The following is a 13,064-nucleotide window of genomic DNA, read 5'->3' as shown; positions in this document are numbered from 1 at the left end:
TAAATCGGTTTATATGTAATTCTTTATTGCTTTTTCTGTAGTAACGATAACAAAGCCGTTCAATAAGAAACATGAATATCGTCTAAAAAGCTATTCAAATACCCCTCATAAACAAAAGATACTGTTCATAAGGGGTATTTATTCAATTTAAGTTTATAAAAATCGGATGGAAACACTGCAAGTTCTCACTTATTTAGAATAAGTGAAAAGATGATGTTTTATTTGTTCAATAAAATAATGATGGTGTATATTATCGTTAGATACGCGACTTGCCATAATAGCTCCCTCCATTGAAGATGCAAGAAAAGAAGCGAGCGATATAATATCTATATCTTCTTTAAGTTCTTGTTTCTCTATTCCTTCTTTTATGAGAGAAGCCATTAACATTACTGTATCATCATAACCTTTTGCTGCTGCTTTTTGTAATTCTGGAAATACTCCAGTACTTTCAATTGCGCTATTAAGTAATGGACAGCCTCCAGCAATAGGAGGATTATTAGCTGCATCTTGATATACAAGGAAAATTGCAAGGATTTTATCAATTGCTGTCTTTTTATTTTCCATTGCTTTATGAAAATGACTCCACATAATCTCACCACTTTTGTCATAGGCAGCAAGGACAATTTCTTCTTTACTTTTGAATCTACGATAAATAGATCCTTTAGGTAGTTCAGTAGCTGTCATTATATCCTGTATGGATGTGCGAGTTATCCCATTAGTATTAAATAAATATAAAGATGTTTCAATAATTTTTTCTTTAATCTTATCAACTTTAGTCATACTTTGTAATCCTCCTAATAAAAACGAGCTTAATATTCCAGGTGATATTTACCATCTATTTTCTTGAATTTTTTTGTAAGTATAAATAAGTTTGGAACAAAAATATATTATCCATCCCTATATTATGTGAACCTCAAACAATACAGTTTGAAAAGAGGTAATCAAATTGTATTATCTATATCATTCAAATAAATTTTCTGTCAAAATTAACATGTCCAATTATTTAATTCAGTCCTGTTATACAACTAATTTCACCTACAATTGTAGAAGGTGTAAAAATATATAGTTAATTTTAACGTATAGACTATGATTATTATATATAATTTTTATTAATATGTTTAGCTAAAGTGTTTGAACCACCCCACTCTCACTTCATTCTATAAAAGATTAATCATTAATGATTATTGGAATTAAATTGTAACAAAGCAACTGAGATATAAATATATTTGCTTTTTACCATTTTGATTTCGTTAAAAGGGTTTAAAAAACTAGAAACTTGTAGTATCATTAGATTTCGATTCAGACCGAACCGTCCGGTTTTTAATATAAATATATTTAGAAGGAGAACGTTATGCAGAAAGAAAAATCAAAGATTATAGGTAATTTAATTACGGGGGCAATAAAGTGAACTTTATAAAAATGAATAAAAAAGAAATTATTATGCTAATAGTTTATACAATGTTTGCACTACTCCAAATTGGCTTGTTCATATTATTTGGCCTATCACTTTTAACTAACAGTAATTTAGTTGAATCAGAATTTGCTCTTAGTGCCATCGGTTTGACTGTACCTGCTATTGTAGGAATAATTTTCTTTAGGAAAGAAATTATTGAAAGTTTTACTTATTTTAAAGAGAAAACAATTTTGAAAATAGTAAGCATTCCTATGGTGGTTTTACTTATGGTAATTGTGGAAAATTCTATTATGCATTTTCTAAACATAGGTCAGCCAGAGAACCAAGAACAGGTCCTTACAAGGGGCGCAGAGGTGCCTATTATATTCACATTACTTCTATTTGGGATTATAGGGCCAATAATTGAAGAAATCATATTTCGTCATATATTAGTGAATCATTTTTCGGAATATGTTGGTACTGCTATTGCATCCATCGTTTCGATTATAATTTTTGCAGGTCTTCATTCAAATCAACTTTCGGATCTTGCTATATATTTACCTGGCACGGTGATGCTTACTGCGGCTTATCTTATTTCTAATAGATCCCTTGCATATGTTATAGCGATACATATGTTAAACAATTTTATTCCTTTTATTTAATTGCATATGTCATAACAAGACATATGTAATTGAAGGTTTTGATGCAAAAATACTCTATGTTTCTATCGAGTATTTTGGGTACCAGAACCACTTTTTCTAAGGCATAAGAAATCTTATCAAAACTACAACTTATTAGGAGAGTGTCGGTCATGATTGTAACAACAACTTCTGGAATTCAAGGTAAAGAAATTATTGAGTATATTGATATTGTAAATGGTGAAGCTATTATGGGCGCAAACATTGTCCGCGATTTATTCGCTTCAGTTCGTGATGTTGTCGGTGGCCGTGCTGGTGCTTATGAAAGTAAGCTAAAAGACGCTCGTGATATTGCAATGGACGAAATGAAAGAACTTGCAAAACAAAAAGGTGCGAACGCTATCGTTGGTATTGACGTAGATTACGAAGTTGTACGTGATGGAATGTTAATGGTTGCTGTAAGTGGTACAGCTGTACGTATATAAGTAAATTAAAAAACGGTCCTCCCTTGGAATTTATACTTTGAGGAGGGGCCTGGTTCTGTTGCAGATTTTAAAGAATAAAAAGAGATGTTGATAAAGCATTATACGTCGAAAAAACACAGTTTGAGTGTAAACTGTGTTTTTTTATATAGAAGCCTCATCCCTTCACTATCAAGCTAAAATTTTGTGTTAACTTGTAAAAAATGTACATTTTTTACTTTGGGGTAATTTTGAATCCTTAAGCTTATGGGCATGTGCTGGTACCCTCTAATACTGTACAAATTTTTTATAAATGGTTGTAAGGTTCTACGTTTTTGACCATTCTGTACAACGATAACTTTGGTTTATTGATTTCACCTGTAATCTGGTAGCCTATCCTCTGATACAATTTAATGGCAAGTTGGTTCTCTTTCTTTACCGTCAGAGAGCATTTGGCAAAGCCTTGCAGCGAAGCTTGTTCCTCAGCAAACTCAATTAGTCTGGTACCTATCCCTAGTCCTCGACTTTCGGGCAGTAAGGCAATTGTTCCGATGTGAAACTCGTCATCTTCTCCCTCCTTCAAGGTAAACATGGAATAAAGCATTTTGATATTCAGAATGTTATAAACAACAAAACCCAGCTTTCGGAACGAAAGCAGCTGTTTAAAAGTCGGCCAGGCAAGACGATTTAAAACGGATATGGGATAGCAAGTAATCATCCCTAAAGTTTTCCCATCCATTTGAGCTTCATAGGCGTATTGATGACTGAAACGGTTGTTCTCCTGCCGCCATAGCTTACAAAATGTCCAATCGACTGTGTTCTTCTCCTCAGATCCTGCAAGTGGAAACGCCATGTATTCCAATGCCATTACATTTAGCTGGGCGCCGACCATGGATTGATGAACAGCCTTTACAATAGAGATTTTATTCATTATCCTATTGCTCCTTTTCACTTTCTATATTATTAATATTAATTATCATGGATTTGAATCAGTTCACTTCCCTCTCAATTCATCCTTAGCTTTGAAACCATAATAAAATGTATTTAAAACAAGCTCTGCAGCAGATTTTTTAGCCACATTTCCTTCATGTACCTGTTCCCAGGTATGGAAAAGCAGAGCATAAAGCGTATTCAAAATCCATTCGCTGCTAACTGTTTGCTGAAAGTAACCTCTTTGTTGTAGCAATTCAATAACGCGTCTTAAGGGTTCCCTCAGCTTCTCTTCTGCTTCACCTAATTCTTTGTTGTTAAATACAGATGCATCATGACCTAGAAAATAGATTTTGTCACCTAAAGGGATTAACGCTTCAATAAGTTCCGGGATATAGTTTTCGCTTCTTTCCTCATCCAGTGGAATCTGGTTTACAGTATCACTTACCAGTTGTATAGCCCGATGGCCCAAGAACAGCATCAATTTCTCCCTGCTTTCGACGTAGCGATGGAGTGTAGCAATTCCAATTCCCGCATATTCCGCAATTTCATTCATCGAAGCAGTAGGATTTTCAACAAGCAATATAGTAGCTGAATCAAGAATTGCATTAAATCTCGCTTCCTTCAACGCTGACAAGTCTTTCTTCATCGTCAATCTCTCCCTTTTTCTGTATAAAGTCGTCATTTTTGATAGATAAATATATCATTTGATATTATAATAAACAATCTCAAATAAAGTGTCCAGCTGCTGAATGTAGCTTTTCAAAAAGAATTATATTCCTGAAACTGATAGTACTTTGAATGTTTCATTTTTAGCATTTCATTATTTAGATAACGATGAAGAAATTAAATTCTTTAATGTAATAAATACAAGAGCCAAAGGAAATGGTACGAGTTACTTTCTGCATAAAGTTATCGGTTTATTTTAAAATTCACTTCCGGGTATTGGGTTATCAGCCTTTTAAGGGTTGAGCCGTCATCCTTCTGTTTTACATACTGGTCAAAAAATGCCAGGCTGAATTCGTTAATAATACGATGAACTTCCTTTGGATTTTCACCTGGGCTCTGCAACAGAGGTGAGAACAAATGTAAATCGGTAAAGCTTGTATGATCCGTATGAGGAATGACCATTGACATACCACCGCCAGCTAACCCGCGTCCGTATCGCTCCCTCACTTCAAAGGGATCTGCTTCATCAGGCTCTTCTGCATTCATGAGCAGAAATGGTTTTCCAATGCCACTTTCAGGCAAGATTTCACCATACAATGTACCATCCATATTGATAGCTGCTTTGACACGAGAATCTTTTGCAAGTATTTGTGCTGCGGTAGCTCCACCGTAAGAGTGGCCAAACATTCCAATTCGCGAGGTATCCAGTCTTCCTGTAAAGAAACCGGTCTCATCGTTTTCGTTAAGTTTCTCTATCTGATTAAGGACAAAGCTGACATCTTCCTCCCATAATTTTATGTGACTATCTCCTTCATCAGTTAAATTGATGGGCTGTACGTAAGCAGTTCGACCACCTGGAAAGACGGTAGCTGCAGCATCAAAGGTATGATCGATACTTAGAACAATATATCCTTGACTAGCCAACTCCTCAACTTGAAACGTGTTTTGATTACGAAAACCATTAAAACCATGAGAGAAGAGTAATATGGGATAGTGATTCTCTGAGTCTGAGAGTTGTAAATCCATAAACGAATGAGACTTTACCAATTCCATGTGGCTGAATGCAAATGCAGGAATAGACAATGTTTTTTCCAATCCCTTGGAGAGCTCATTTATGTTACGAATATAAGGTTCTGGATCCCCCTTGCTTTTTTCAGCTGCAGGATACCAAATTTGCACCATCAGTTCGCGCCGATCGTTTGGATTTTTTGAATATGGTTCATTTCTCTGATGATCAACCCAATGATATAGCTTCGTACCGACCCTATGTGGACCAGTTGGTTCTTCAAATGAAAATACTGGCATAAGTAAGGGTAGCGCAACTGCTACAGACAAATAGATACATAGTAACGAAGTCTTAACTATGAATATACCCGAACTTCTAAAGCCCTTTTTCCGCCCAGCTAATAAATAGCATAAAATTAAGATAACTGGGGATACATATGCCGGAATCATCTGCCCCCTAAAACCTTCTGCCAATAACTGAACTGTAACCATTACAACGGCAATCAAAGTAGCTAATTTAGACCACTTTTTCGTTTCTCTGCCTATTAACAGTATCCAACTCAATAGACTAAAATTCACTACTATCAAAACAACTTCCCAGAAATTCATTGGCCTATCTCCTTTGCATGCATTTTATTTCTAATTAAAGAGGTAGTTTTCAGCCTAAGCAAAAGCAGATGAAACACCTATATAGTTGCACTAATTATGCTTAGTAACCGTTTCATCCACTCTACTCCTTTATTCAAATTAAAAACTTAAAATGCCCAGCTACCTTTACGGAAAATTGGTTCTACAGTTCCATCTGGTAGAATACCGTCGATGTCCATCTCACTGCTGCCAATCATAAAGTCCTCATGTGTTACTGAAATATTTGCCCCTAACGTTTCAAGTTGATCGTTTTCTAAATCTCTTCCACCCTCTAAGCAAGTTGGATAAGCTTTACCAATCGCTAAATGGTTCGATGCATTTTCATCAAACAATGTATTAAAATATAAAATTCCCGATGCTGAAATTGGTGATTCATGTGGTACAAGTGCTACTTCACCTAAATAGCAAGAGCCTTCATCCACATTAATAAGCTCTTGTAATAAATCGTGTCCTACCTGTGCTCCAGCTTTAACAATTTTTCCTTCTTCAAATGTCAGTTTAAAGCCATCGATAATATTCCCTTGATAAACTAATGGTTTTGTATTGCTTACATAGCCATTTACACCTTGTTTCATCGGTAACGTATAAACCTCTTCTGTCGGCATATTAGCCATAAAGATAGTATCATCAGGAGTTTTACCACCTCCAGTAACCCATTTATGCTGTGGTGCTAATGCAATTGTTAAATCAGTACCTGGCGCTGTATAGTGAAGCTTCATATATTTTTTATTGTTCAGTAGGACCGCACGAGATTCTAAATTTGTTACATGTTCACGCCATTTTTCAATAGTACTGCCTTCACCAATACGAACAGCTTTAAAAATAGCCTCCCATAATGCTGGTACTTGATCCTCAGTTGCTAAATCCGGGAACACCTTCGATGCCCACTTTGGTGAAGGAACTGCTACCATCGACCAAGCTATTGAATCCTTCATTACGGCGTTGCGATTGTTTCTCAGAGCAGCTCCTGCTACCTTTTGATAGGTAGCTAGACGATCAGATGAAATACCTGTAAATTTATCAGGATCTGTAGCATCTATCATTAATAGTGCTCCTTTACGTTCGATCAGCTCATCATTCATTTTGACTATCCACTCTGGGAAGCGATTAAATTCTTCATCTGAGGCATAATCAAAGTAAGCACGTTCCATTTCTTCATCCGAAAAATTAACATGAACACGCCCTGCCCCAGCCTTATAAGCCTCTTTCACAACTATACGGGCGAAATCCAATGCATCCACTGATGTATTGACTAATAAGTATTGCCCTGGTTGAATATTGACACCGATTTTCACCGTAAGTTCTGCATATGCTTGTAATTTTTCTTCAAAAGTCATATTATTTACCTCGCTTTTATTAAATTGGTTTTGAATTCCCCTCACTAACTTACTTTCTGAACAGGTTTTCTCAGAATTTCCATTTCCCATTTTTTATTAGAACATGATAACAACTAATGGATTTTTTCTACTACTCATATATTAAATTTCTAAACTTTGATTCAATTAATATTGATTTGTTTTTCAAAAAATCTAATCGAAGGGTATCAAACACTACATAAAGTTATAGAGTTCTTTATTGTGAAAGCTCACTCAGTTCTTCCCAATCTTTTCAATGCTGCTGTACCTAAAGACTTACCATCAATGGGGCGTTTAACATTCTCAATCACTCCTTTATCTTTACAAAAGCATTTTTGATAGATAAACATATCATTTGACATAAGATTAAATCATTTTAAATGAATTATCAAGCCATAAAATTTAATTTTTAAAAAATTCGGTAAAAAACCATATAAAAATAGATTCTATCAAAGGGAGCGATAACGGAAAAATTTTTACGCACACATGGATACGAAATTACTGCTCAAAAATACCCTCTTACATTTATCTGCAAGGGGGTTTTCTTTTTATTCATTTTGCAAATAAACAAACGTGTTTCCGCTTTACCTATTTTTTCATGTTTACATTATCCTATCTAGATGAAGCTATCTCCTAGAGGTAACGCCACATGCCCATCAAGTTAAGAGTTAAATTGCCCCCATAGAAAGGAAAACTGAATCGGATTGTATGAATAATTATGAAGAGATAGAATTTTCGTTTTGGAGATATTTCAAAAGTTTAGCTTGATGGGTATGTGAATCTCCTCTCTATAACAAATATTTTTTAGTAAATGTTAAAAATTTTACGAGAATGTAATTTTAAAACATTTTAATTTTTCTCAATTGTATAACTTTGTTTTTGAACTATACTTAATTCGTAATCCCAAAATTAGGAAAGGAGCTTTGAGATAGGACATTTATCTTAATTGTTTACTTAGAGGAGTGATTTAAGAAATCAATGAAGGTAATGTGTTTCTAAATTAATCAGGAAGGGAACTTGAAGTGTTACTATGCTTTTTTTACTCATCTAAAAATATCATCAACATTTTTTTATAAGTGTGAATTTAAAAAATCCACTTTCGGCATTAGTGAAAAAACTGATATTTCGTATGTAAGTAATAATGAATTTTAACGAAGGGACTGATCTATATGAACAGAAGAAAGAATTATAGATTACAAAAAACTATAAAGGTGTTTGCAACATCTGCTATTTTAGCAACCACGTTATTTACACCTATTATGTCAAACAATTTAGATGTACATGCTGAAACTGCACAAACTGCAACTCAATTTGAACAAAGAGAGTTTGACCTTCCAGGTACAGGAAGTTTTTGGGATGAAGCAAAAAGAGAAAAAAGAAGTGAGCAAAAAAATTATATGCCAACAGGCATATATGTGAAACCTAATGAACAGGTTACAATTACAGTATCAGGAACGCAAAAGATTAGAGCCATTATTGGGACACATCAATATGATAAAGAATGGGGAAAAGAAATTGATCTTTCACCTGGCTCTAATACCATCTCTTCACCAAACGGCGGCGTATTAGGGTTAGATAATTTTCAAAGCACAGGAACAGTTAAGGTGCAAGTAACGCAAGGCGGTAGCCCTATTCCTTTCTTTGTATTAGGGAAACACACAAAAGCAGACTGGATTGCCATGATGAACAACTATCCAAATGCACATGCAGTACAATTGAAATCAGAACGAGCGGTGCTAACTGTAACTCGTGATAGTGCCAATAAATATATTGTAAATCAAGATCCTGTGCCCCTATTAAATAAATATGATGAAATGATTCGAGCGCAAGACAAGTTAGCAGGGCTATCTGAAACAGATCCTAATCCTTTACATCGTTCAACTCGTCGTATTTGGGCCTTTGTAGAAAATCCTAACGCACAAAGTTGGGGCATGTATGCCAGTTGGGATGGAGCCGTCTTTACGACTGCTGGTGAAGCTATCAAAAGTACTTTAAATGTCAATGAGTTTGGGTGGGGACAAATGCATGAAGCGGGACATGCACGACAACAATATCCATGGACGTGGAATGATTTAAGAGGTATGGGTGAAGTAACTAATAATCTATATTCTTTAGCTGCATTCAAGAAAATATACCCAAATATACCAACACGTTTAGATACAGAGGGAGATTATAATAGAGCTTTTGCGTATTTAAAACAAACAAATAAGGAATATAAAAATATTGACGACCTGTTTGTAAAACTTGTTATGCTTTGGCAACTTCATTTGGCATATGGGGATGATTTTTATCCAAATCTCCACAAATTATATCGTGAGATACCAGAGGATCAACTTCCCAAAACAGACGAGGATAAAATACAGGCATTTATTTACAATACATCGAAAATAGCAAAACAAAATGTACTGCCATTCTTTGATAAATGGGGATTGAAAGCAACACAAGAAACGAGACAAAAAGTAGAAGCTTTAAACAATCCAACATTAATTGCACCTATATGGGAAGCGACGGATGCTAAACCTGTTAAACCACTTGCTGTATTGTCAAAAAAAATAATGAAGGCAAGTGCAAATAGTGAGGAATCAACGGGCTCAGCTAGTAAGGCGATAGATGGAAAAACAGATACATTTTGGCATAGTACTTGGACACCAAATCAATATCCTTACAATTTGACACTAGAACTTGGTGATACACGTACCATTTCACAATTGGCATATCTTCCAAGGCAAGATTGGTCAGAAAATGGCCGTATTTTAACTTACAATATTTATACGAGTGTAGATGGCATTACGTATGACAAAATATCATCAGGAACATGGGAAAATAATAGTGATAAGAAAACGGCAACATTTACCCCAGTTACTGCAAAGTATGTAAAAGTGGAAGTAACGAAAGGACAGAATGGATTTGCTTCAGCAGCTGAAGTAGATATTTTAGGGTATTAATTATTTTCACTTGTAAATGAGTATATGATCACAGGGTGGATTTTGAAATATTTTGAGGATCTGCCCTGTGATATTTTTTGCGTATTTCATGTTCTGTTTTCACTTTATAATTTCTGATAGGAAATAAAGTGAATAAGTTTCAGTTAATACTAATAAAGTAAAAGTCTATAATGATTCTTCAAAAATTTCTTCCTCAAAAAATCTTTTTTGTTTCAACATTTTTCTGACTACTTAGTTTTTCAAACACTGCTTCTTGACCATAATCTCTAAATGTACCTCCAGCAACAGAATCAATTTCTAAATATTTTTCCTTTGAAATCAGATTAGGAGTTAAGGAACCCTTATTCTCACCTCCTACTAAAGACATGTACATAAATATAAGTAGAAATATAACTAATAATCCTAATGTTATTTTCCCTATTTATTGTCTCCTGTTCTAAAAAAACAGTTTCTGTCTATCATACCAACAATAGGGAATGTCCTTTTAGAATTTATAAAAAATATAAAAATACATGACAAACTTATATATAATTGCAAGTTCAACCCTTACAAAAAAACAAGATAAAAAAATAAACAGCAGAACTAGTCCACTGTTTACTTTGCCACACCTTCATGTAATTTTTCTGTATAATCCTTTACATCTTTCCAGCTATCTTTCGCTGTATGTATATCTTCTTTTATAAACGTAAACTCTTCTGGAGTAATTCCTTTTACGTTTTGTAGTAAATTATTATATTTTGCACCTACTGTATACCATTGATTTGATATGTTTTGTAGTGCTGTAATTGCTGCATCAATTGTTTCTGTCATGTTTGTTGTTTTATTTTTTACATCAGTCAAAATTAAGACTTCTGCTTGTGCTCCTGAAATTCTATCTTTTAAATTGGCGATTTCTCTTTCTGCATTTGCGATATCTTTTTTCGCAACCGCAATCATCGGCCCGCCAGCAAGACATGTTATTAGAGCTACGCAAAGTACGCCACCAGCAATGACCATATCATTACTCTTTTTAATCGAATCGTTATATGTATTTATTTGTTGCTCTAGAGCTGGAATACCAGCATTCGTACTTGCCAATATCGATGTTAACTGATTTGTATCCTCTTTGAAACTATTTGTATCTTTCGCCATTCTATCGCGAAAAGCTTTCAAATTTCCTAATAATCCATCTACCTCATTTTGATTCTTTACAATATCCGCATACAACTTTTCTAAATCCGCTTTTAATTTTCCGCTATCCTTTTGATCAATCGCTATTAACATGTCATTATAATACGATTGAAAAGTATTATTGTAATTTATAATATTTTGATCTGTTTTCATAATTTGAGGCTTCATATTATTTAACCAATATGCCGCATTAATTTTTGCATCTCTTTGATGCTGAATCATATTCCCTTTAAATTCACTATTAATCGAACTTATTTTACTTAAATCCGTCTCTTGTTGATTTTGAATTAATTTTGCATATGAATCCATTGCAAATATGCTTGATGTCGTTTGTGCCATTACATCTTGGAATCCTGCTGGTCCAAGAGAATAGTTTTTCACATTTTCTTGTAGCACCGTTACATTTTGTTCTGCTGCAAAAGGATGTAAAGGAAATGCGTTACTCGTTGCCACCCCAGCAATCATTACCGCTAAAAGACATTTTTTATAAAATCGTTTCTGCATATTTTTCACCTATTCTCTTTATAAGGATATCAAAAGCTCCTGCTCACAACTGAACAGGAGCTTCAAATCATTCATCAACACTTAACGCCCTAACGATTCGTATTCGATTATGCTTTTTTCGTATCTACTACTTTAATATCTTCAGCATAAATCTTTTCTGCATAGTCTTTAATGTTTTTCCAGCTATCTTTCGCAATGTTTAAATCTTCTTTAATGAAAACAAGATCGTTTGGACTAATTGAATCCACATTTTGAAGTAAAGAATTGTATTTTGATCCCATTGTATACCATTGGTTTGAAATGTTTTGCAACGCTGTAATTGCAGTATCAATCGTATTTGTTAAATACTCAGTTTGTGTTTTAATGTTCGTTAACCCAGCTACTTCTAATTGAGCAGTTGTAATTTGTCCAGTTATTTTTTGAATTTCAGCTTGTGCATTGTCAAGTTCTTTCTTCGCTAATACGATACCAGCTGTACCACCGCCTACAGCTGCTGCACCACCTGCAATTAATGCGACTCCTAGCGGTGTTCCTGCACCCGTAGCAATAACTACTGCACCACCAATAATTGCAATTGGTCCTAGAGCTGTCGCAACAGATGAACCGATAATAATTGCATTATATTTACTAATTGCTTCATTGTACGTTGTAATTTGATTTTGCAGAAGGGGAATCCCTGCATCTTGACTAGCTAATATAGATGTAATTTGATTTGCATCACCCTTGAAGTTTTGCGTATCCGACGTCATTTTATTTCGGAATTTCTTTAAGTCTTCTACTAACTGATCCACTTGTGCTTTATTTTCATTAATACTACTTGATAATCTAGTTAGGCCTTTCGTAAGAGTCGCTTTATCTTTTGCATCTACCGCAGCAACTAAAGTATCATAATAGTTTTGGAATTTCGTATTGTAGTTAATGATGTTTTGATTCGTTGAAATAAGCTGTGGCTTTAATACATCTAACCATTGCTTCGCATTTCCTCTAGCTGTATCTTGGTGCTGAATCACTTTTCCTTTTAAAGCTGCATCAACAGTCGATACATTTCCAAAGTTAACATTACCTTGTTTAATAATTGTTAAAGCATACAGATCCATTACTAAAGCATTTGAACCTGTTCTTTCCATTGCATCTTTCAAGCCTTCTGGTCCTAATGAATATTCTTCATAGTCATTATAAGCTTTTGCTACCGCATGAACTGGAGCTTGTTTCACTGTACTTTCAGCTGCATACGTATGAGCCGGCATAATATTTCCTGCTGCAAATACTGCCATCAGTGCTGATAGAGCCATTACTTTATAAGGTTTTTTTGTCATTTTTCTTCTCTCCCTATATCGCTAATTATT

The 13,064-nt window shown here is 34.5% G+C and carries 10 protein-coding genes; 3 read left to right on the top strand and 7 right to left on the bottom strand.

Annotation, left to right across the window (positions count from 1 at the left end; translation table 11 throughout):
* Window positions 1-189 precede the first annotated feature (189 nt).
* Window positions 190-780 (bottom strand): TetR/AcrR family transcriptional regulator, encoded by a 591-nt coding sequence (locus ACX9TM_RS09845; RefSeq protein WP_025687223.1) that lies wholly within the window; start codon window positions 778-780, stop codon window positions 190-192.
* 624 nt (window positions 781-1,404) lie between these two features.
* Between ACX9TM_RS09845 and ACX9TM_RS09840 the strand changes: the two genes are divergently transcribed.
* Window positions 1,405-2,055 carry a CPBP family glutamic-type intramembrane protease gene (locus tag ACX9TM_RS09840; protein ID WP_063219851.1) on the top strand — a complete coding sequence of 217 codons (651 nt, stop codon included), beginning with the start codon at window positions 1,405-1,407 and terminating at the stop codon, window positions 2,053-2,055.
* Between the two features lie 149 nt (window positions 2,056-2,204).
* A complete protein-coding gene (locus ACX9TM_RS09835; RefSeq protein WP_000637505.1) occupies window positions 2,205-2,516 on the top strand; it encodes a heavy metal-binding domain-containing protein in 312 nt (103 codons plus the stop codon).
* Between the two features lie 283 nt (window positions 2,517-2,799).
* On the opposite strand, the gene ACX9TM_RS09830 is transcribed toward ACX9TM_RS09835, so the two are convergent.
* The 4 genes from ACX9TM_RS09830 to ACX9TM_RS09815 all read right to left on the bottom strand — a co-directional run bounded on the left by ACX9TM_RS09830 (window position 2,800) and on the right by ACX9TM_RS09815 (window position 7,081).
* Complete coding sequence (locus ACX9TM_RS09830; protein WP_065382478.1) at window positions 2,800-3,423, bottom strand: GNAT family N-acetyltransferase; 624 nt, start codon at window positions 3,421-3,423, stop codon at window positions 2,800-2,802.
* A 63-nt stretch (window positions 3,424-3,486) separates the two neighbouring features.
* Window positions 3,487-4,071 (bottom strand): TetR/AcrR family transcriptional regulator, encoded by a 585-nt coding sequence (locus tag ACX9TM_RS09825; protein WP_000710981.1) that lies wholly within the window; start codon window positions 4,069-4,071, stop codon window positions 3,487-3,489.
* 263 nt (window positions 4,072-4,334) lie between these two features.
* On the bottom strand, window positions 4,335-5,705 hold the full coding sequence (locus tag ACX9TM_RS09820) for an alpha/beta hydrolase family protein (protein WP_072770307.1): 1,371 nt from the start codon (window positions 5,703-5,705) through the stop codon (window positions 4,335-4,337).
* Window positions 5,706-5,851: 146 nt separating this feature from the next.
* Window positions 5,852-7,081: an aminopeptidase gene (locus ACX9TM_RS09815; protein ID WP_065382558.1), complete on the bottom strand. Its 1,230-nt coding sequence runs from the start codon at window positions 7,079-7,081 to the stop codon at window positions 5,852-5,854.
* 1,187 nt (window positions 7,082-8,268) lie between these two features.
* Here ACX9TM_RS09815 and ACX9TM_RS09810 point away from each other — a divergent pair.
* Complete coding sequence (locus ACX9TM_RS09810; RefSeq protein WP_061113362.1) at window positions 8,269-10,044, top strand: M60 family metallopeptidase; 1,776 nt, start codon at window positions 8,269-8,271, stop codon at window positions 10,042-10,044.
* A 594-nt stretch (window positions 10,045-10,638) separates the two neighbouring features.
* Here ACX9TM_RS09810 and nheC read toward each other — a convergent pair.
* Window positions 10,639-11,718: a non-hemolytic enterotoxin NHE subunit C gene (nheC, locus tag ACX9TM_RS09805; RefSeq protein ID WP_001171990.1), complete on the bottom strand. Its 1,080-nt coding sequence runs from the start codon at window positions 11,716-11,718 to the stop codon at window positions 10,639-10,641.
* Window positions 11,719-11,825: 107 nt separating this feature from the next.
* Window positions 11,826-13,034 carry a non-hemolytic enterotoxin NHE subunit B gene (nheB, locus tag ACX9TM_RS09800; protein ID WP_000162975.1) on the bottom strand — a complete coding sequence of 403 codons (1,209 nt, stop codon included), beginning with the start codon at window positions 13,032-13,034 and terminating at the stop codon, window positions 11,826-11,828.
* Window positions 13,035-13,064 lie beyond the last annotated feature (30 nt).

This window comes from Bacillus sp. LH1 (genome assembly GCF_057924895.1).
This window is presented reverse-complemented; position numbering and strand designations above follow the sequence as displayed.

Bases quoted from the DNA above. Each gene is read 5' to 3' on its own strand.
- nheB (WP_000162975.1), bottom strand. From the start codon at position 13,034: ATGACAAAAAAACCTTATAAAGTAATGGCTCTATCAGCACTGATGGCA.
- ACX9TM_RS09810 (WP_061113362.1), top strand. From the start codon at position 8,269: ATGAACAGAAGAAAGAATTATAGATTACAAAAAACTATAAAGGTGTTT.
- ACX9TM_RS09835 (WP_000637505.1), top strand. From the start codon at position 2,205: ATGATTGTAACAACAACTTCTGGAATTCAAGGTAAAGAAATTATTGAG.
- ACX9TM_RS09825 (WP_000710981.1), bottom strand. From the start codon at position 4,071: ATGAAGAAAGACTTGTCAGCGTTGAAGGAAGCGAGATTTAATGCAATT.
- ACX9TM_RS09845 (WP_025687223.1), bottom strand. From the start codon at position 780: ATGACTAAAGTTGATAAGATTAAAGAAAAAATTATTGAAACATCTTTA.
- ACX9TM_RS09820 (WP_072770307.1), bottom strand. From the start codon at position 5,705: ATGAATTTCTGGGAAGTTGTTTTGATAGTAGTGAATTTTAGTCTATTG.
- ACX9TM_RS09815 (WP_065382558.1), bottom strand. From the start codon at position 7,081: ATGACTTTTGAAGAAAAATTACAAGCATATGCAGAACTTACGGTGAAA.
- ACX9TM_RS09830 (WP_065382478.1), bottom strand. From the start codon at position 3,423: ATGAATAAAATCTCTATTGTAAAGGCTGTTCATCAATCCATGGTCGGC.
- nheC (WP_001171990.1), bottom strand. From the start codon at position 11,718: ATGCAGAAACGATTTTATAAAAAATGTCTTTTAGCGGTAATGATTGCT.